We start from the raw sequence: 22,771 nt of genomic DNA on the forward strand, positions 1-22,771 counted from the left end.
ACGTATGACTAAAGTATGGTTCATTACCGGTGCGGCCCGTGGATTAGGAGCCGAAATTGCCAAAGCTGCCCTTGCGGCAGGCGATAAGGTGGTTGCAACTGCACGCCGTCCGGAATCTATAAGGCACACACATGGCACTTCGGATAACTTACTTGCCGTGGGCCTGGATGTTACTCGCGAAGATCAGGTTAAAGAGGCCGTGTCTGCTGCTGTTGCGCATTTCGGGCGCATTGATGTTCTTGTTAACAATGCCGGGTACGGCCAACTTGGTGTGTTTGAAGAAACCACATTGGAGGAAATCCGTGATCAATACGAAACGAATGTCTTCGGACTAATGGCCGTTACGCAGGAGGTCGCTCCGTTGATGCGTAAGCAGCGCAGTGGGCGTATTTTTAATATCTCATCTGTAGCTGGGTTCAAAGGCGTATTCGGCGGCTCGATTTACAACTCCAGCAAATTTGCTGTGGAAGGCTTTACCCAAGCGATTGCTGAAGAACTCGCTCATTTCGGCATACTTGTAACATCAATTTCCCCAGGATTCTTTCGAACGGACTTCCTGGATTCGTCTTCGGTGAAATATTCCAATCACACCATCGCTGATTACGACAAACCGTTGGCGGATTTTCGCGACTTCCACGATGATCGAAACCATGAACAAGCCGGAGACCCTGCAAAGCTAGCTAAGGTCCTCCTGCATTTGGCAGAGGTTGAAAAACCACCAGTGTCGTTTATTGCGGGGTCTGATGGGCTGGAGTGGGTGACGGAAGTTCATAAAAACCTGCAGTCTCAAATCGAAGAATAGCGTAGTCTTTCGATAAGCACCGATGGTGAATGGTAAAGCGTAAAGCGATATACCTAGGATGAAAGCAGGCCGGCAAGCTATTGCCGGCCATTCCTAGCTGAAAATATGCGATTGCTGAGGAAACCGCATCTATCGTCGGTTACGTCACGGCTGTTTCGCCCGGCACGCCATGCCTCTCGCCGACCCTGTTGTAACGCATGGACCGTTTGTTCTGAGCCTGAGATGGAAGCATGGAGGGACATTGCGACTTCAACTGGGTTTACTGATTGAGGATTTCAGGTGAGATAGCATTACGCTATCTGGGAACGTTAGCTCAATACAAACAGCAAGCAGCCAACCATGAAGAGCGGCTGCTTTTTATCACGGACAGGATTGTTTAAGATTAATCGCGCTGAGCCGTATCACAGTTAATCATTACGCGAGGGAACGATAGTTGAGGGGCTTGCTTCGCGGCAGCTCTTCTTTTGTTTATTAAAGTAACAGGCATTGTTAGTTAAGTATTTTATTAAACATATTCTGTTTTTACAGTGTCTAACTAGTATTTTAATGTTCAGTCTATAACTTATTTTTCAAAAGCTGACGGTTATTCAATACAAAAATCGCGTAAGATCAATGATCCCGGTCTATAACTTTATTTTCACTTCACAGCTATCGAAGCGTTCAAATATAGTTGTTTCTCACCCTTATGGAATAGGAATTTGCCTCTTCAATCCAGGGATTCGTTGCTAGAATAAAGACATCGGATTGATTCGACGCTTACTTGAGGAGGGCTTGTGCAAAGGTGAATGTAACTACGGAAGTTGTACGCGACAGACCGTCAGCGAAAAGTAAAACATCAGCTGGATGGTCGATATTGAAAAGGGACTGGTTTCTCTATCTATTGTTAATTCCTTTTTTACTCTGGTATGCCATCTTCGTCTTTAAACCAATGTATGGCATTCAAATTGCCTTTAAGGATTACAGCGTGTTCAAAGGGATTGAAGCAAGTCCATGGATCGGACTTGCGCATTTCCAGCAGTTCCTTGAAAGCGAATATTTCTGGAGAGTGCTCAAAAATACATTAGTCATTAGTTTTTATTCCTTGCTTTTTGTATTCCCGGCGCCGATTATCTTCGCGTTGTTGCTTAACGAAGTGAAGAATGCTTTGTTCAAAAAGACGGTCCAAACGCTTACTTATATGCCGCACTTCATCTCCGTTGTCATTGTTGCGGGTATTGTGACCAACTTCTTGTCACCGAGTTCGGGTATCGTCAATCTTCTGATCGAGAAGCTGGGCGGAGAGAAAATCTATTTTTTGGCCATTCCGGATTACTTCAGGACGATCTTGAATTCCATGACGATTTGGCAGGGTACGGGGTTTGCAGCCATCATCTATATAGCAGCGCTGGCTGGGGTAAACTCGGAATTGTACGAAGCGGCTGTTATTGACGGCGCATCCAAATGGAAGCGGACGCTGCATGTCACGATTCCAGGCATATTACCGACGATTATGATCATGCTTATATTGCAAATCGGCGGTTTGCTTGAAGTCGGCTATGAAGCCATCATTCTCTTGTATCAGCCCGTCACGTATGAGACAGCAGACGTTATTAGCACTTACGTCTATAGGGAAGGGCTCGTCAACGGTCGATATGATATGGCAACGGCAGTCGGATTATTCAATTCCGTTGTCGGGTTGCTGCTGATTGTATTTGCAAATCGAATTAGTAAGAAATATACAGAATCTGGATTGTGGTAGGTGGAAGCTGATGCTGGAGAGTCGCGGGGAGAAAGTATTTTACGTCTTCAACTATATCATCTTGGGCTTATTTGCCCTCTCAACCTTATATCCTTTGCTGTATGTGTTGTCTGCTTCGTTAAGTTCTCCACAAGCAGTCGTCACCGGGGACGTTTTCTTATATCCCAAGGAATTTACGTTGACAGCCTATAAAGCGGTATTTAAAGAAAACGGCGTATGGATGGGCTATGCGAATACGATCTACTACACTGTGGCAGGAACATTCACAAGCATGGTATTAACAATATGCGGTGCGTATGCGCTCTCGAAGAAAAGATTAAAAGGCAGAACGTTTTTTAACCTGCTGATTTCCTTCACGCTTATCTTCGCACCGGGTATGATTCCGATGTATTTGAACTTCAGAGACTTACATTTGCTGGATAGCCGATTCGGTATTGTTATCGGGTTTGCGGTCAGTACCTTTAACTTCATCATCCTAAGAACCTTTTTCCAGGCCATTCCGGAGGAGATCGAAGAGGCTGCCCGCATAGATGGCGCAGGAGATGTACGAGTGTTGTTTGGAGTCGTGCTACCCTTGTCGAAAGCCGCACTAGCTACCATATCGCTTTTCTATGCAGTGTCGAGATGGAATGGCTATTTTTGGGCGATGGTGCTGCTTCGCGATGAGGATAAGTATCCGCTCCAAGTGCTATTGAATCAACTGGTCGTCAAGATGAAGCCATCGGAGAGCATGCTCAACGACATTTCTTATTCGACTGGCGAGACGATCATCTATGCGACGATCATTGTCGCCGTTATTCCCATCATTGTCGTCTACCCGTTCATTCAGCGGCACTTTGTCAAAGGGGTTATGATTGGTTCGCTGAAAGGTTAACCGGTATCAGAAGCGAGGCTGTTTCACTTCAGCCGAGCTTTGATATAATTAATTCGCTGCATCTAAAAAGGGAGGATCAACATGAAAAAGAAAATGGCCGTTGTGGTGGCCGCAGCATTGGTTAGTACGACTTTATTGGCCGCTTGCAGCAACAATGGTAATGAAAAGAATTCGCTGCCCAACTCGGAAACATCATCGAATGAGCAAACAACGAATACTTCGACAGAGCCATCGACCAAAGCCAGTCAAGAGCCGCTTGATCTAAGCATCTTTTACTTTGATGGTTCTGGTGTCGTGAAAATGGATTCACCGGTACTGACGAAAGCTGCGGAACTCACGAATATTAGCTTGAACAATGTAGCTCCCGCAGGAGGAGAAGAAAAACAAGCGTATAATTTGATGCTTGCATCGGGATCTTTGCCTGACCTCATCAGTTATTATATCTCGGACTTGAATTCAATCGGTTCGGAAGACGCTTTAGCACCGCTCAATGAGTATATCGATAAGTTCGCGCCTAATTTCAAAAAATTCCTTGAAGAGAACGAGGACGTTAGAAAAGCGATTACAGCGGCGGATGGGAACATCTACACCATTCCTTCCGTAGCGGACGGAACGGCTTCGACGGGTTGGTTCATCCGCCAAGATTGGCTGGACAAGCTCAATCTTCAATCGCCAACTACGGTTGATCAATATTACGAGGTGCTGAAAGCATTCCGTGACCAAGATCCGAACGGCAACGGCAAAAAAGACGAAGTGCCTTATATGCAGCGTGACAATGTCGTCGGCGCCTACTCGCTGCTGCCGTTGTGGGATGCGTACCATTCCTTCTATATCAAAGAGAATAAAATTGTATTCGGCCCTTATGAGGATCAGTTTGAAATTGGTATCTCGAACATTGCGAAATGGTATGCCGAAGGATTAATCGATAAAGAGATTTATACCAGAGCGAAAGCCCGTGAAACGCTGCTGGGCAACAATACAGCTGGTTCTACGCACGATTGGTTTGCTAGCACATCCAATTTTAACAACTCATTAAAAGACCAAGTGCCAGGACTAAACCTTATTCCATTTGCCCCTCCCGCCAGCAGTTCGGGCAAAGTGTTCGAGGTAGGTAAACGAGCGAAATTAACGGGCTTTGGCTGGGGAATATCGGCGAATAGCAAACACATCGAAGAAGCAGTGAAGTATTTTGACTTCTGGTGGACGGAAGAAGGCCGCCGTATGTTTAACTTTGGCATCGAGGATCAGTCCTACAAGCTTGTTGACGGCAAACCGATATTCACGGAAGAAGTGTTAAGCCAACCAGCGGTAAATGGTTACTTGGTGGAGGCATACGGTGCACAATTGACGAAAATTGGCGCATGGCAGGATTTCTCGTATGAGGAGCAATGGACGAATGAAATTGCGCTGAAAGGCATCAAACTGTATCAGGATAACAATTTGATTTCCTCCGATTACACGCTGCCGCCGCTGAGCTTTACGCAAGAGGAACAGGAGCGAATAACTGATCTTAAAGGTCAAATCGATACGTACTTCGCCGAGAAAGCGCAAAAGTGGGTGATGGGCGGCGAAGAGGTAGCTTCTAATTTTGCAGCCTACAAGGATGAATTGAAGAAATTAGGCGTTGATGAATATATCCAAATTTATAACGATGCCTATACGCGTTACCTGAATATGAAGTAATATGGAGGCAATAGAGAAGCTGATGAGGCTTCTCTATTGCTCATTTCAATACACATTGGAGCGTGTCCGAACATGAGAAAGTGGCTGTATTCTAGCACATTCCGGAAGCGAATATGGTTGTCGATCAGCATGTTTACGGCAGCAGCGTTAATTGTGTCCGGTATCATCTCTTCTACGATTGCCTCTAATATCTTGGAGAAGAAATCCTATTCCTTAAACCAGGGCATGGTGGATAAATCCGCTCAAGCTTTGGAGGAGAAGTTGCGGAAAATAAGGCTGGCTGTCCTTACTTTCGTTTCGAGCGACCAGTTTAATCAGTTAATAGCCAGAGCCTCGTCTGGCGAACAGTTAAGCTACTACGATCATTTCACGCTCAATAAATCCTTGCAGACGCCAATCTTTCAGATGCAGTTGATTGAACCTGGAATCACGTCATTTCTCATACACACACCAATCGGTGAGTTCTACTCCAATTCAAGTGGCCGCAATGAAGCTACCTTGTTCGAGAAAAGCAACCTATTCCACTATCTGGACCATAAGCTACCCACTTGGGTCGAGTCACATGAGGATGATCTATTCGTAGGTAGCAAAAAGGTTCTAAGCTTGTTGTTTGAGCCCTATATCCAGAACACATCATCCAACATGAAGATGGTGGTGAACGTGAGCGAAACGGCATTGCGGGATTATTTAATGATGAACAATGACGAAGCCGTAATGATGTTGTTTACGGAGAATAGTAAGCTTGCCTTTGAGACAGATCCCATTACCCGCGAGTTGTCCAAGAATGAGGGGTTCACAAGTCAGTTGATGGGTAAGAAGGGACATTTTGATTATACGTTTAAAGGCGAGAAGTACTTGGTCAATTATTCAACGGTTTCCTATCCTGACAATTGGCTAGTTGTTCATCTAATGAGAAGAGATGCCTTATTGCGGGATGTACGTCTCATACAATGGATGACTGTCAGTACGATCGTTCTCTTTGTGCTATTGACTCTATTAATTTCTGGCAGGTTAACAAGCCGGCTTCTCAAGCCTTTAAACAATTTGCAGAGTGTCATGAAAAAGGTAGAGCAAGACGATCTGAAGGTTCGATTCGTCAGCGAATATAAAGATGAATTCACTCATGTAGGCTTGAGACTCAATAGTATGCTGGACCGTATTGGGTTGCTGATTCAGGAGCGGACGGAAGCCGAGAAGGCAGAACGTATGGCAGAATTGAAAGCACTGCAGGCGCAAATTAATCCGCACTTTCTCTATAATACCTTGAACACGATTCTGTGGAAGTCGTTCTCGAATGAACATAACGAGGTCAGGCAAATGATCGTATCTTTATCCAAGCTGTTTCGATTGGGATTAAACAATGGAGATGAGCTTACGAACGTCGACAAAGAAATCGAACATGTGTCGGAGTACCTGTTGATCCAAAAGATGTGCTATACAGATTTATTCGAATTTGAAATCGAATGCGATGATGAAGTTAAAGATTTTCAGACCTTAAAACTGCTACTTCAGCCCCTAGTGGAAAATTCGATCTTGCATGGCTTCAAAGATCTTCATGAAAAAGGGTTGATTCGAATTAGCGTAATCCAGGAGCATGGCGTCTTAACCATGCGTGTAGAAGATAATGGGCAAGGATTTGACGCGGTTCGCAAAATGGACCAATTCAACATGTCTGAGAGCTCGTCTACAAATGGTTTTGCTTTACACAACATTTATAAGCGGGTTCAACTGTATTACGGGCACAAAGCAGGATTTACTATGAGCAGCGTACCTTATGATAAAACGATCATTCAAATTTCGATACCCGTACGAGCAGAAGGAGAGGGTTTTGAGTGAAAGAGCGATTCTCAATGGTAGTTATCGATGATATTCCGGCAGTCGTTCACGGCATTGCGAATAATATGGCTTGGACCGAACATGGGATTAAGGTTGTGGGCACAGCGAGCAATGGACTAGATGGCTTGCACCTGATCAAGGAAGTCAGACCGGATATTATCATTACGGATATTCGCATGCCGAAATTAAGCGGAATCGAAATGATCCAACAAGCCAATCAGTCAGGTGCGAAATTGATCTTTATCAGCGGTTACTCGGACTTTAGCTATGCTCAAGAAGCCGTTAAGCTCGGAGGGTTTGATTATATCGTAAAACCATTTACGCCCGAGCAATTACTCGAGGTCGTACTGAGAGCAAAAAGTGTACTGGAGGAAGATAGTCAGAGACAGCGTTATGTATATGATATCGAACGCAAGCTTAGAGAGAGCATGCCTTTGCTCAGGCAGGAATATTTGAACTTGCTGGTACGCTATCGATCCCATCCGCAAAAGGTAAAAGAGCGATGGGACTTCTTGAACGTGGACATGAAAGACGCGGGGTTTATCATTTTTGCCGTGGAGATGGACAATTATTACGCAGGGGATACGAACGCGGCGATCAATGATGTGGAAGTGCAGCGCTTCGCGCTTCAGAATATTCTAGAGGAGACTTTGCTTGCGGCTACGAAAGCCGTCGTTTTCCGTGATGGGATAAATCGGTTCGTTTGTATTTCGAATGATCACGAAGGGCTTGACACGCTGCAGCTTGCCGAACAGTGCCGCGAGAATATTGCCCGTTATTCTCGCGCAACCGTATCGATCGGGGTCGGTAAGACGGTCGAGCATATTCATGATTTGCCGATCAGCTACCAACAAGCCGTTCATGCGCTATCCTATAATTTCTATTCGGGCGGAAACAGCGTATTCGCCTATCCCCTCTATGAAGGTGAACAAACCGTCACAATGACCATCTCGTCTGAAAAGGAAAAAGAACTTATTTATATCCTGCGTTCAGGCGCCACGGATCGGATCACGAGCGTGATAGACGAAATTTTTGGCGAGTGGAATCACATACAGCCGTTGCCTACGCCGGAGAAAGTCAGAGTGTACTGCATGGAATTAATGGTGACGGTCCGTAACGCTATGAATGAAGAATTGGATGTCGAAGACAATCGGATATTGGAACACAGAATGGAGGAGATGACCTATCATTCTGCGTCCATAACGGTTCTAAAGTCAATCGCGACGGAGATCTGCCATCTGTATTGCAGCCACACGAAGAGTAAACAAAAAGCAACCGCCAACGCCGTCATTAGTCAATCGATTGCTTATATTCGCGAGAATTTGCATAAAAACGAAACAGTGGATGATTACGCAAAACAAGTACACCTAAGTACAAGCTATTATTCAAATTTATTTAAGAAGGTAACCGGACAATCCGTTCTCCAGTTTGTCGTTACGGAACGAATGGAGAAAGCCAAGCTTCTGATCTTGCAAGGGTTGCCTCTACAGGAGGTTGCGGAGTTAGTCGGCTATGATGAGCGTTCCTATTTCAGCGATGTTTTCAAGAGAAGAACCGGCTTTACGCCGACGGAGTTCCGTAAGCAGTATCAGCCTTAGAAAAAATTGCTGCATTGCTCCAAAAAAGTGGAATTTGAGGGCTTAATTCATCGGAATTTGCCTCATGTTACCCGGGCGATTCAAGTTATGATATTTGTGAAAGCGCTTCACTTCGGGAGGGAGGTGATACGGATGTGAGGGGTATATCCATCAACTGCTGAAAGGCTAGACAGCACTTCAAGGCAGCAACAACAACTTAAATGAGGTGAGTTCATGAAACGAGTCGGAAAGAGGATCACTGGTTTTTCCCTTTTTGTCACATTAGCTTTGCTCATTACGAGTATCGGAATTGTACCCCCCAAGCAAGTTCAGGCGGCTGCATTTGCGCATCCGGGAATTCTGCATAATGCGGCTGATCTGACTCGAATGATTAATAATCAGAACACAGAACCCTGGAAGTCGGCGCTTACTGCGTTTAAGACAGATGCTAAAGCGTCTTCGAGTTACGCGATGCAAGGTCCATACAGCACCGTCTGCCGCAATGACTCAACGCTATCGACTTGCACAAACGCCAATTATGGGAATAGCGCATTAGAGAATGATGCCAGAGCGGCTTATTACAATGCGCTCTTATGGAATATATCAGGGAACCAGGCCTATGCCGACAAAGCGATCCAAATTCTAAATGGCTGGTCCAGCACCTTAACGACGATCGCTGGGACGGACGCGCAGCTTGCGGCAGGAGACAACGGTATTTTCCTGGCAAATGCGGGTGAGCTCCTTCGATATAGTAATTCAGGCTGGGCGTCGGCTAATATTACGCAGCTGGAGAATTTGTTGACGAATGTTTTCTATCCGCAGATATCGACGGTAGGGGATGCGAACTGGGGCGGGTCATGCTTGAAAACTATGATCTCGATCGCCATTTTCACGAATAATCAAACGATGTTTGATTATGCGATTAACAGTTTCAGGACGAATGATTGCGCCGCGATGACGAAGAACATCATGTCCACTGGGCAAATATCCGAGTCGGGAAGAGATCAGGTCCATGCCTTGGGTGGGCTCGGAAACTTAATCGTCGTGGCGGAGATTGCTTGGAAGCAAGGTGTGGATTTGTATGGCGATGCAGATAATCGACTTCTGGCTGGCTCGGAATATTGGTCGAATTACAATCTAGGCAATACCCAGACATCTTATGATACAACTTATGGACGCTGCACCATGGGTCCATGGAGCGCCATTAATGGTACAGGGAGAAGCGCAACAATTGACTGGGCGCAAAATGAACTGATTTATGCCCACTATGTGGTGCGCAAGGGTATGACAGCCCCATTCTCTACGACCTATATGAATGGAATGCCTGCATCCGATCCCGATACTGCGCTGCTCACTTTAGCATATCGACTGGGAACCATTGCTGATTCGACGAAACCAACTGCACCAAGCGGCCTCACCGCAACTCCAGTATCGGATAAACTCATCAATTTGAGCTGGACGGCGGCTACGGACAATACGGCTGTCAGCGGATATAAGATTTATCGGAATGGAAGTATCGTTGGCTACTCCCAGTCCACGGAATATACCGATACGGGATTAACAGCATCCACCGCTTACACTTATTCCGTTAGCGCTTACGATGCGAAGTCGAATACTTCGAATGTCAGCAATACCGTCACGCCGACAACGTTGTCCTCATCCGCTTCTCAAATTCCATTCACTAGCCAAGATATCGGTAGTGTAGGGGTTGCAGGCAGCTATAGCTATAGCGGCGGAACGTATACAGTCAAGGGAGCTGGCAGTGATATCTGGGATAAAACGGATCAATTCCGATTTGCCTATCTCCCCTTAAAAGGAGACCGGACAATAACGGCTCGTGTTGTCAGTTTGACTAATACGCACTCCTCGGCCAAAGCTGGGGTCATGATTCGCGAAACGCTGCTGGGTTATGGCAGTAACGTATTCTCTGCGATGAAGCCAACTCAGGCTGTATTCCAGAATAGAACCGCACCTGGGGCCGCAACAAGTTCGTTAACCGCGGCAACAGTATCTGCACCCTACTGGGTCAGAGCAACCCGTTCTGGTAATACGGTAACAGCGTACATTTCTACGAATGGTACGTCATGGACGCAGACCGGCTCGTCGTCTATTTCTGCAGCTAGTACCGTCTATGTTGGCCTAGCTGTCACATCTCACGTCAACACGACGCTGACCACCGCGACTTTTGACAATGTCAGTATTCAGTAGTTGAAGAGAGTCGAACAAGCGGTATAACGAAGGAAGGCGTGAACGCCTTCCTTCGTTACATATGGATACATGGATTGGAGATGCATCTAGAGCGGGAAGGCGAATTCGCCTTCCCTTCTTTTATAGGCCTGTAGGGCGCATGAAGGAAGAGGTGAGAAAGATTCGGAGTGGAAGGGTTTGGACTAGGCCGATTTTTGTGCGATTTCTAGTACCTTATGTGACATTCTTAATCCTGCTTTCGGTTTGCCTGGCGGTATCTTATGACCGAACGCAGCAGATTGTCAAGGAAGAGATCAAGAAGACTAATCTGCTTGCCTTGGAGCAGGCGAAGCGGACGATGGAGATCCGGATGTCGGAGCTGAATAACACCATGTGGGAGATGCTTTCACTCGCCTCCGTTATGAGAGCACAGTATATCAATGAGCCTTTCGATGGTGGAAATTCCATTCGTTTCCTTAAGGCGAGCCAAGACTTGAAGGGAATGTCCATACAGAATGAATTTATTCTCGACTATTTCCTGCTCTTCAAGCGAAGTCAGCTAGCGGTTAATCGCGATAAAATTTATACGTTCCAAGAATTAAACGGGCTGTATTTTCGTGTTAACGGGTACGATTACAAGCAGTGGCATAGCCTGCTCATCGAATCGTTCTATCAGGAGCAGTATTTGCCGGCAATGGCGATCACATTGTCAGACTACGTCCATTCGGCAATTCCGTTTGTGCATACGCTTGGGAGGAAGGAGGATTCGCTAGGTTCACTGGTCATCCTCATTGACAACAATAAAGTGACCGAGTTGCTCTCCGGTCTGAGGTTGTCTGAGGACAGTATCGCTTATATTGTCAATAGGCAAGGACAAACTATCAGCTGCGTTACCGGCAATCATTTTGAATGCAGTCCTTCAGCCTCGGAGAGAAAACTGGATACGACCGGTTTGATCTTATCCTCCACAAATTCGTCGGTGCTCGGCTGGACGTTCGTTGCTGTTTTACCGAAGGAAATTGTGGCCAAGCAATCGTCAGACATTACGCATTCCATCTTTCAAATGCTATTGGGCTCGCTGATTGTAGGAATTGCCGCTGCGGTATGGTTTGCCTATCGGAGCAGTTATCCTTTAGCGAGGCTGGTCAAGAGCCTGACGGAGAATGGGGACGCTCAGCTTGCGGCTAGAGGTAGTACCTACAGCTGGATAGAAGAGACCGTCAGCCGTTTGTTCGAGCGCCAGGCTGATATCGAACGATTACATAAAGCGCAGTTACCGCTCATACAGAATGCCTTCAGTGAACGGCTGCTGAAAGGTGGTTTTTCCTCGGAGGCGGAGATCCGAACTTCCATGGCACATGCTGGAATTGCGATGGAAAGTTTGTCATATCTGGTGCTTGCCGTACATTTTCCGGGCTATGGGGATGAGGCGAATCCCCGAATTCTGGCCGAGATTGAGACGAAAAAGATGATTGTGAAGGAGGCGCTGGCTGCCTGCTGGGGAGACAAGATTCGTATTCATGATGCCGAGATCTACCATTTAGCCATTATTTACCGTTGCTCTCCGGAGGAGATCAATAACAAAAGGGCAATTGAGCAGCGGGCTGTGCAGCTAATTGCTGGCATCTATCGACGCTCAGAGGAGTCCGTTCCTGTCTTGATCACAGCCGGCAGCTGTTGCTCGGAGCTGCTGCAACTGCCGCAATCATACAGGGAAGCCATTCAAGCGTTTCGCCATCAGGAATGGGAAGAGTATTGTTCCTTTATTTGGTACGACGAATGTAAGATGAGTCGGACTTTGATGTTTTATCCGCAGGGAATGGAGTCCCAGCTTTTCAACTTCACGTTGATCGGCGACGAAGAGCGTTGCGAGGGATTGCTGCGGTATTTGTATGAAGAGAATGTAAGGAAACGCAAGCTTTCCTTAGCCATGAAGCAACAGTTCCTAAATGAACTCAATGGTACCTACATTAAAATATTGGCAGAGCAAAATCGAGAGCCTGCCGAAGGCGAGGGCTGCATTCAACTGGCGACAATCAAGGAGGCCGAGACTTACTTTGAGCGGCTGATCGGCAAATACAAAGAGTTGTGCCATCTAATAAACCTTGATAAACGAAGCCATCATAGCGAGCTTCGAGATAAGCTGATCGCTTTCATCGAAGAGCATGCGTTTGATGCGGATTTAAGCGTGACTAAGGTAGCGAGTGTGTTTGATATTTCAGCAGCATACTTCTCCCAATTTTTCAAAGAGCAGACAGGCAAAAACTTCTCATTCTATCTGGAAGAAATCAGGATGGGTAGAGCGACGGAATTACTCGTGAATAGGAAGCTATCCATCCATGAGGTGGCAGTGTTGTCCGGCTATAATTCCTCAAACACGTTTATCCGGGCGTTCAAGCGAAGGTTCGATATGACCCCTTCCGAATACCGGCAGATCCAAACCAATGCATGTATGTAACCGCTTTCCATGTGATTGCACCTGAATCTGTCAATATCACAGCCGCAATCCTAGCTAATGTCAATAAATCTGGAAATTGCAACTTTATAATTGGTAGCGATTTCACTATTCTCAAGGGGAACTGTGCGAAATCCGGCAGTTCGTGATTCTATCGTGCTCAATCCAATCATAAGGGAGGTGTAACGAAGCTTGAATACGCAACAGCAGATGGCGCATTTGATCCCAGAACGGACATTAAGCAAGAAGGTAAAGGCATGGAGAAGGATCATGAAGGGCTGGCAGCTTTACACGCTGCTGATACTGCCACTAGCTTATCTAATGATTTTTAAGTATGTGCCAATGTACGGGACCGTGATTGCCTTCAAAAACTTTGTGGCGGCCAGAGGGATTTGGGGGAGCGAGTGGGTAGGACTGGTTCATTTTGAACGTTTCTTTCATTCGTATCAGTTCGGAAGGGTATTCCGCAATACACTGACTTTGGCAGCATACGAGCTGCTAGTCGGGTTTCCACTGCCGATTATTCTGGCCCTCAGTCTGAATTATGTCAGAAATGCCTTCTTCAAAAAGAGCATTCAGATGATTACGTATGCGCCCCACTTTATCTCGGTCGTCGTCCTTGTCGGTATTACAATGCAGATGCTGCAGCCGGGAACCGGAGCGGTGAACATTGTGCTCGGCTTGTTCGGAATGGATTCGATTCATTTTATGGCGATTCCGGAGTATTTCAAGACGATCTATGTATTATCAGGGGTCTGGCAGAATGTCGGCTTCGCTTCCATTATCTATCTTGCGGCATTATCGGGAGTCGATCCGACGCTTCATGAAGCTGCTGTTATGGATGGGGCATCCAAGCTCAAACGAATGTGGCATGTGGATATTCCTGGCATCACGCCGATCATCGTCGTGATGTTTATTCTGGCAATGGGTAATTTCATGGAAATCGGCTTCGAGAAGGTGCTGCTTATGCAGAATCCGTTGAATTTGAGAACCTCGGAGATTATTGACACATACGTCTTTAACATCGGGCTGAAGGGAGCTGTCCCGCAATATTCCGCAGCGGCCGCAATCGGCCTGTTCAAGAATTTGATCGCACTATTTCTACTTGTGACGGCTAATCGTCTTGCCCGGCGGAGTGGCACGAGTCTTTGGTAATGAGCAAGAGAAAGGAGGCTCGTATGAGCAAGAACGCTATCAGGGAGAGTAAAGGTGACCGGGTATTCGATGCTGCTAATCATCTGTTGCTTGGACTCCTGCTTATCATCATTATCTATCCACTCCTTTACATTGTAAGCGCATCAATTAGCTCCAGCGAGGCTGTGATAGCAGGCGAGGTATGGTTATGGCCTGTTCAACCGACATTGGACGGTTATATGGCGGTCTTTGCCAATAAGATGATCTGGTCGGGTTTTATGAACTCGTTCTACTATGCGGGCGTTGGCACGCTGATCAACGTTATTGTCACGCTATTGGCAGCATATCCCTTATCCCGTACGGATTTATTCGGGCGTGGCTTCTTCATGCTGCTGTTTGTATTCACGATGATGTTCAGCGGCGGTCTAATTCCGACATACCTCGTTGTGAAGGCGCTCGGTCTCTTGGATACACGTTGGGCGCTGATCATCCCGACCGCACTTTCGGTATGGAATATGATTATTGCAAGAACGTATTTTCAAACAACAATTTCCAGTGAATTGTTGGAGGCTGGCCAAATGGACGGGTGCAACGATTACCGGTTCCTATGGTCCATCGTTCTTCCTCTATCAGGACCGATTATTGCGGTCATTGCGCTGTTTTATGCTGTTGGTCATTGGAATCAGTACTTTCATGCGATGATCTATCTTCGTGATGAATCCTTGTTTCCCCTGCAGCTTGTGCTTCGGGACATTTTGATTCAGAATGAGGTGGATTTCTCCGCCATGAGTGATGCGGGTGAACTTGTCAGAAGGCAGGGCATACGGGAGTTACTGAAATATTCACTCATTGTAGTATCCACGCTGCCGATAATGGTCGTTTACCCTTTCGTACAGAAGTATTTTGTCAAAGGGATGATGATCGGATCTCTTAAGGGTTGAGTGGATCCGGCAAAAAGAGATATTGGGAGGGCTCATATGAAGCGCAAATGGAGTATGTTTATGGCGTTAATTCTTACCTTTTCGCTCGTCTTGACCGCTTGTACGGATGATAATACCGCGGAAAAAGAGGCAACCAGTGAGGCAGAGAGCAGCGTCACGATGACGGAGCCGGGAACGTTCCCGATTGTCGAGGACAAGGTGACGCTGAAGGTGCTGATTAGGGGACATGCCGATGTCGATTTTGAAACGAATGATTTTACGAAGTGGTACGAAGAGCACACCAACGTTCATCTGGAATTCGAGGTCGCTCCAGAAAATGGCTTCGAGGAAACGCTTAATCTGGCACTGGCCAGTGGTAACTATCCGGATATGATTATCGGCATGGACATCACTCCGGCAACGCAGATGCTCTATGGCAAATCAGGAACTTTCCTCCCATTAAACGAGATGATCGAGAAATACGGCGTTAATATGAAGAATATCTTTAAGGACAAGCCGCTAGTCCAACAGGTCATAACCGCACCGGACGGCAATATTTACAGTCTGCCAGATGTTGGCGATTGCTTCCATTGTAATTATGCCAAGCGGATGTGGATCAATAAAGTCTGGCTGGATAAGCTTGGGTTGAAAATGCCGGAAACGACAGAGGAGTATTACGAGGTGCTGAAGGCGTTCAAGGAGAAGGACCCGAACGGCAACGGCGTATCGGACGAGATTCCTCTTGCCGGTGCAGTAGGCGGTTGGAATACGGAAATCGAGGGCTTCCTCATGAACAGCTTTATTTATAATCCTCAAGGTACTGGACAGACGGGGATGATGCTGGATAACGGGAAAGTTGTAGCGGCCTTCACGCAGGAGAAGTGGAAGGCGGGCCTCGATTACATGAACCGGCTGTACTCGGAAGGTTTGATCGCACCAGAGACATTCACGCAGGATAATACACAATATCGACAGATGGGCGAGGGCGGGGACGTCGCCAGAGTCGGGTCATGTCCGGGAGGCCTTTATGGCTGTATTGCTTACGGTAAGGAGCGTTTCAAGGATTACGTCGTACTGCCGCCCCTGGCTGGTCCGGACGGAACCAGGATCGCCTGGACGAGTCCTTATGAGGGAATCAAGTCTGGAAGTATTGTCATAACGAATAAATCAAAGTATCCTGAAGTCGCTTTCCGCTGGGCAGATGGCCTATTGGATGCTGGTGAAGTCTCGTTGCGTTCGGATACAGGGGCTAAGGGAGTCTATTGGGACTGGGCGGAACCTGGTGACATCGGTATTAACGGTAAGCCTGCGATTTGGAAGAAGCTTAAAGAGAAGCAACCTGGCGATAATACAGGCTGGCAAACGCGCGCTCCACGATATGGTCCAAGCGATTTCCGTCTCGGAGAGAAGCGCAATGAAGAGATTCCGCTGGAGATTATCCTCTATGAGGCTGCCCAAAAATATGAGCCTTATAAAGTGCAGGATGATCAAGTGCTGCCACCGCTTTTTTACTCCGACGAGCAGGCAGCAGAATTAGTGAGTCTGGAGAAGAGTATTACCGACTACAAGAAGGAAATGACAGCGCGCTTCATCATCGGGGACGCTGATCTGGAGCAAGAATGGAACGTCTATCTCGATACGTTGAAGCAGATGGGAATTGATCAGTATAGCGAACTGATCCAGCAGGCCTATGACGCTCGTTAGTAATTCCTAAACTGAAACATATGAGCGAATGTATGTGAGGTTGAAGTTAATGCGGGGCTCAATACTTAACGCAAAAGACTAATTCCAATTCAGCTTGTACTCCTTCAAGGGTGCAAGCTATTTCTTATGTAAGCCCGTATAGGGCTGGGGATCGCGGTGGCGAAAGTAGGAGAGGGCGAGGCTGGAAGTGGATGTTTTTGTGGCCTCTGATTAAACAACTTTATATACATGAATTTAGCCACTGCGCAAAGGGAATTCGGCTCCATAAAACAACGCCCGTACTTTCCATTCCTTCGGGAGTCATGACGCATGCGGTAATGGACTTCTTGTGAACATCCAAACCGCAAGCGCGCTCGATTAGGATATCCATACAACTCACCTTTCTACGGCAAATAAATTGAGGACTGGTGCAACAACCAGAAAAGGATTACTCTACCCCGCGTGCTTCCTAAAAAGGAGCGACAAACCGTGGTGCACCGTGATCGTTGGAGTCAGACTAACGGATGGGTTCGCGACACCATAGCTTAACGACCTTCCTCACCAGCCGTAAGAATAGTATAAAACGCCGCATAAAAATTGTCATTACTCTGTGCTGCCCCGCCAGGAGCATGGATGGCTAACGGGCAGATTACATTAATGATCTGATGCTTAAAAGAATATATTTGGCATATCACGAATAAGAGATACATAATACATGCGAGGTGAGATTAACGTATTACTACATTAATATCCATTCTGATGACTACACGAAAAAAGTAAAGTCAAAGGTTCTAGAGCAAATGAAGAACTCAATACGTCGAGAAATATCCTCATCCTGACGCAAAAACAGTGGGACGTGTAGTAAATCTAATTACTGTTTTTGAAGGCGCAGAGATTTTTCAACAATATCCTTATAATAAGATTATTGTTATAGCTACAGATGGCTCAATTGTAAATGTAGACAACGAACGAATGCTTCTCAAAGATTACGTTAACTGGTTCAACACTTTTAATAATAAGGAACCGGTGTTAAGTTGGAAATGGCCAAAGGACTTTGATGTTATCCAGAGGCAAGAAATGTTTCGTAATAAAGAATTCTCGACTGATTTAAAGAGTTCAATATCAAAATATAAATTGCCATGTGATAAATACTTCGAGAACCAAGGGTGCAAGTAGTTACTAAAAATACAAGAATGATAAGAAGAGGCAAAATATTATTAGATCCGCTTAATAAGCGGATCTTTGTTTTTAGGGCGACTTTCTCTTCTTATATGACGCACTGATATGAAAACGAGCAGTCAAAGATCATTTTAGAAGATAAATTATATGAGTCCAAGAGTGCAAGATCTGAGATGAGCGGTATCTAAATGAGTTTGAGGATGACAGAAGTGAATAAATGATAGTCCAGCCGGAGGTTCATGTTTATATTAAGCATTAAGCTGCTAGCTGTATTACGGTGAATGAGGAGTGACAATTCTATTTCATCATTGACACCGACTCAAGCTAAAGACACCTTCTCCTGCCCCTTTGGTTTAGTGCCTTGGTTTCCCTTCCTTCTTTTTACGTTGATTTGATCTCCAAACATAACCAGCAGTGATTAATCAATAATAGGAGCAATAGTTTGCTATTAACTAAGTTGATTAGCGCAGGAGGATTTATGTAATAATTCATTGTGCCAAAGACACTAGTATCAGGTAAAATGAACATAGATATTTTTTCGGAAAAACCTCCTAATTTTAACAGGTTATTTATAACTTATTCCGGAGTTTGGTTGTTTGGTAAATGGAACAAATAAATATAGTAAAGGGGAGTAGCTGGGATTAATGAGAGCTAATCAAAATAAAGGTATAAAAAAAATTAGTGCTACACTGAATAGGTTTATCAGAAAAATAATTGTTGCCTTGATTGCAAGTTTCGAGAGGTTTAATAATTATTTAGAATCGAAAAATATAGTTGAAGACAGTATATTTGAAGCGCTGACTCCTAGCGACAAAGTTGATACAGATAAAATTTACTCCAAGACACTAGAGTGGTCTATCCAAAGTAAGGATATAAGAAATGTTGCATTATCTGGGCCCTACGGATCAGGCAAAAGTAGCCTCTTAAAGACATTTGAAAAGCGTAATTTGAATAAATATTCTTTCTTAAACATCTCATTATTGACTACCCAATCTGAGAGAGTTACATCAGAAGAAACAGTCAATTCCATCGAAAAAAGTATTTTGCAGCAAATGTTCTATAAGGTTGAGGATAAAAAAATACCATATACTCGATTCAAAAGAATAAGAAATATTAAAGACAGATCATTTGTATACTATTTATTTTATCTATGCTTCTTTTTATTTAGCGTATTTGAATTATTTAAGCCAGGTGTTTTGAAGAAGTTGGTAAGCAATACGATCTTTGAGGTGGAAATTGCAGATCAAGAAATGTATAAAAGCATTCTAATTTCCTACTCTGTTATATACATTTTCGTATTGTTGCTGCTTATTTATAAAGTTGTTTATAAAAATTTTCGATTGAGTAAAATTACTCTGCAGAACATAGAAGTTGTAGCTGCTGATAATTCTATCTTCTCAAGATATATAGATGAAATATTATACTTTTTTGAAGCTACTAAATTCAATGTTGTAATATTTGAAGATCTAGATAGATTCAATAATGTAGAGATATTTGAAAACCTGCGTGAATTAAATTCACTTATTAATAATTCTGAAAAAATAAATAGAAAGGTTACTTTTATATATGCTGTAAAAGATGATATGTTTGGCACGGAAGATAGTTTGGAGACAAGCAGAAATAGAACTAAGTTTTTTGATTTCATAGTACCAGTAGTACCAATTATTAATTCGTCAAACTCAGGTGAAGTTTTGAAGGAGAAATTACGAAAAGACGATCGTTTGGGAATGGGAATTACAGATGATTTTATTAATGATATAACTATCTTCATCGATGACATGAGAATTTTAAAGAATATTCACAATGAGTATATTCTTTATATGAAGAACTTAGGTGGTATTAAATTAAATTCAAATAGTTTATTGGCTATGATTGTATATAAAAATATATATCCGTCGGATTTTGTAAAGTTGCAATTTAATGAAGGTATGGTTTTCAATGTTTTACAAAAGAAAAATTCACTTGTCCAAAAGCGTATTGATAGTTTAAACCATATGATTGAAAAAATCGAAAATGATATCAATTTAGCAGAGAATGAAGAGTTTAACTCCTGCGAAGATCTGCAAGCAGCTTATGCTGTGGCGATATTTGGTTATAACGGTGGCATAACGGTAAGTATTAATAGAAGGAACTACAGCAGCTTACAAGAAGTATCTGATTTTTTTTCAAACCTTGAAACTGCTAATGATATTAGAGTTTACCGCAATGGAGGATGGAATAATAATTTTACGATCGAAGATATAGCTACAGCATTTAACACACGATCTAATTACTATTATCGCGTCAATGCAATAAAAAATAAAATAGAAGATCGAATCAATGATTTAAAAATTGAACTAGATAAATTAAAAGAAATAAGGGAGGAAGTGAAAGTATGGTCTTTAGTGGAATTGATTCAGCATAGTCAATTCGAAGATGTTTTTGAAGGTGACATAAAAAACGAGAAATTATTGATTTTCTTATTGAGAAACGGATATATTGACGAGACATATCATCAATATATCACATACTTCTATCCAGGAAGCCTATCATTTGAAGACATGCAATTTATTATGAGTGTAAAAAATCAAGAACAACTCTCTTTCAGTTATGTATTAACGAATTTACCACAGGTTAGTGAACGATTATATGCAAATGACTTTAAGAAGCCGGAAATATTGAACCTTTCGTTGGTCAACTATATTATCAGTTCGGAGAATGGTTCACAATATTTTAAAATTATTCTGTCTCAATTAGCTAATGGAACGGAGAGATCCATTCAGTTTATTGACTTGTTTAAGAAGAATACATCGTTCAAAGAAAAGTTTTTAAGAGAATTGTATAAAGAATGGCCTTTAATTTGGAAGTATGTGGTGTGTGATTCTAATTACCCTGAAAATAAGAAAGAAGAGTACTTGCTTGATATTCTTTATTACGCTTCATTAGATGACATTCCACTATTGAATCAAGATAATGTCTTGACAGATTACCTAGCCGAGAAGTCGAATTTTCTTGAATTAGGAATTGATGAAACTAAAGATGAAAGAATAAAACAAATTCTTTCTATTTTACAGGTTGAGTTCAAAACACTTCATGAGCCGTTAAATGGGACTAATATTTTAAGACATATTTTCAAAAACAACCTTTATGAAATAAATCGATTTATGATTGATTTATTTTTAAGGACATTTCATGGTCTTACTCAGGAAGGCTCTCATAACTACTCTCAAATTTTATATTCAAATAGTAATGAACTTATCGAGTATGTGAATAGCAACATTAATACATATATCACAGATGTTTATTTGACTAAGGATGTAATTCAAGAAGAAGAGGACGTTTTCCTAACGTTACTAAACAATGATGCAATAAACGTTTCGCTGAAGAAGGAAATATTAAAAAGGCAAGTCTTGATTTTGGGAGATTTAGAAGAAGTAATAACTAAAGATATCTGGCCAATTGTTTTACTCAATAATAAAATCAGACCCACTTGGGGGAATGTGGTAACTTATCTTACTGAATATGAAGTAGTTGATAATGCTGCAATTGCATTTTTTAATAACCCTGAAAATAGTGATGAGTTATCTAAGTCGTCGCTACTAGAGTTAGAAGGAACGGACGAGAATTCACTTCAAAATATCACAGTGCTACTTATTAATGAGATCGGTATCAATGAAGAAGTTCTTTTTAAACTATCAAAGAGCTTACACAGATTTAATGAATACTCACTAGAGCATTTACCTCACAAGAGAATTAATACACTAGTAACTAGTGGGATATTGGTTTTGTCACCAGAAAACTATGCAGAGGTAAAGGAAAAGGTGCCAGATCAAACTCTTCATATACTGCTTATTGAAAAGGAACCTCGAGAATACTTAGACAACCAGACAGCTTATGATCTTGGTGCGGACGATTTGGTAGAACTACTGCGCTCTACACATTTCAATGTTAATGAGAAATGGAGAATTATTGAGGGAATATCTTTTCAGGATACTCCGAGTTCTCCTAGACTAGCTGGGATGATATCGAAAATTATTTTAGAGCATAACAAGGGACTCACAATGAGTATTTTCAATTACATTTTGGAATCCCAAGTCTCAACTAATAAGAAGGCTATGTTGCTTTTAAAGCAGATTAATACTATGGACAGCGAGGAGATCATACATACGTTGGCGAGAATGGAAGCGCCTTATTCGGATATAACAGAAAGAAAAAGGCCTTTACTTGAGGATAATGACATCAATCGAGAATTGTTGGAGATTCTTATTAAAAAAGATATAATCTCCTCGTGGAAAGAGGATAAAGGTGGGTTGCGCGTTAATACAAAACAAAGGATGAACGGTTAGGGATATCGATGTTCTAAATTTCTTCAGCGTGACGTCTCAATGTTGGCGTTCACGCTTATTTTATATGGTCATTTCTTATATCGGCAGCTGCGATATTTTCTCATGGGCGCATGGAAAACCGTCCTGTGGTCGCGGTCGCCGAACGCTTCGCCTATCTTCGGAATCGAGAAGCCGGTCAGCAGAAAGGATACTCAAGGAGAAGACGATTTTATGCTAACAAAAAAGTGATGAGAAATGGACAGCACAATTAGTGGTTATTATCTTGTCGCAAAAAATGAACACAGCACACATTTGTAGGTATTTTCTTGTCGTGAAAAACACTTCTTTGAGCGTTAATGGTATTTTCTTGTCGCTAAAGAGGGTAGTTTCTTGTCGTTG

Annotated in this window: 12 protein-coding genes; all 12 read left to right on the forward strand. The window is 43.5% G+C overall.

Translation table 11 applies throughout. The features are described from left to right. Nucleotides 1-4: 4 nt before the first annotated feature. The 12 genes from FHS18_RS20630 (at nt 5) to FHS18_RS20685 (ending at nt 22,393) form a co-directional block, all read left to right on the forward strand. Nucleotides 5-802 (forward strand): SDR family NAD(P)-dependent oxidoreductase, encoded by a 798-nt coding sequence (locus tag FHS18_RS20630; protein ID WP_183602106.1) that lies wholly within the window; start codon nt 5-7, stop codon nt 800-802. Between the two features lie 781 nt (nt 803-1,583). After that, complete coding sequence (locus tag FHS18_RS20635; protein ID WP_343060600.1) at nt 1,584-2,540, forward strand: ABC transporter permease; 957 nt, start codon at nt 1,584-1,586, stop codon at nt 2,538-2,540. Further along, complete coding sequence (locus FHS18_RS20640; RefSeq protein ID WP_221401404.1) at nt 2,488-3,414, forward strand: carbohydrate ABC transporter permease; 927 nt, start codon at nt 2,488-2,490, stop codon at nt 3,412-3,414. The genes FHS18_RS20635 and FHS18_RS20640 overlap by 53 nt, the downstream gene beginning before the upstream one ends. An 81-nt stretch (nt 3,415-3,495) precedes the next feature. Continuing rightward, nucleotides 3,496-5,097, forward strand: a complete 1,602-nt coding sequence (locus FHS18_RS20645) for an extracellular solute-binding protein (RefSeq protein ID WP_183602108.1) — start codon at nt 3,496-3,498, stop codon at nt 5,095-5,097. A gap of 72 nt (nt 5,098-5,169) precedes the next feature. Then, the gene (locus tag FHS18_RS20650) at nt 5,170-6,933 is read left to right on the forward strand and encodes a sensor histidine kinase (protein ID WP_183602110.1); all 1,764 of its coding nucleotides are present in this window, start codon (nt 5,170-5,172) and stop codon (nt 6,931-6,933) included. Next, complete coding sequence (locus FHS18_RS20655) at nt 6,930-8,531, forward strand: response regulator (protein ID WP_183602112.1); 1,602 nt, start codon at nt 6,930-6,932, stop codon at nt 8,529-8,531. Before FHS18_RS20650 ends, FHS18_RS20655 begins: the two co-directional genes overlap by 4 nt. A 213-nt stretch (nt 8,532-8,744) precedes the next feature. Continuing rightward, nucleotides 8,745-10,718 carry an alginate lyase family protein gene (locus FHS18_RS20660; protein ID WP_183602114.1) on the forward strand — a complete coding sequence of 658 codons (1,974 nt, stop codon included), beginning with the start codon at nt 8,745-8,747 and terminating at the stop codon, nt 10,716-10,718. Nucleotides 10,719-11,055: 337 nt separating this feature from the next. Beyond that, nucleotides 11,056-13,155, forward strand: coding sequence for a helix-turn-helix domain-containing protein (locus FHS18_RS20665; protein ID WP_183602116.1), 2,100 nt, complete (start codon nt 11,056-11,058; stop codon nt 13,153-13,155). 207 nt (nt 13,156-13,362) lie between these two features. Continuing rightward, on the forward strand, nt 13,363-14,307 hold the full coding sequence (locus FHS18_RS20670; protein WP_183602214.1) for an ABC transporter permease: 945 nt from the start codon (nt 13,363-13,365) through the stop codon (nt 14,305-14,307). 23 nt (nt 14,308-14,330) lie between these two features. Then, a complete protein-coding gene (locus tag FHS18_RS20675) occupies nt 14,331-15,227 on the forward strand; it encodes a carbohydrate ABC transporter permease (RefSeq protein ID WP_183602118.1) in 897 nt (298 codons plus the stop codon). Nucleotides 15,228-15,263: 36 nt separating this feature from the next. Next, nucleotides 15,264-16,910, forward strand: coding sequence for an ABC transporter substrate-binding protein (locus FHS18_RS20680; RefSeq protein ID WP_183602120.1), 1,647 nt, complete (start codon nt 15,264-15,266; stop codon nt 16,908-16,910). Nucleotides 16,911-18,712: 1,802 nt separating this feature from the next. After that, entirely contained in the window at nt 18,713-22,393 is a 3,681-nt protein-coding gene (locus tag FHS18_RS20685) for a YobI family P-loop NTPase (RefSeq protein ID WP_183602122.1), read from the forward strand. Nucleotides 22,394-22,771 lie beyond the last annotated feature (378 nt).

The organism is Paenibacillus phyllosphaerae (assembly GCF_014192105.1).
Taxonomy (GTDB): Bacteria; Bacillota; Bacilli; order Paenibacillales; family Paenibacillaceae; genus Paenibacillus_Z; species Paenibacillus_Z phyllosphaerae.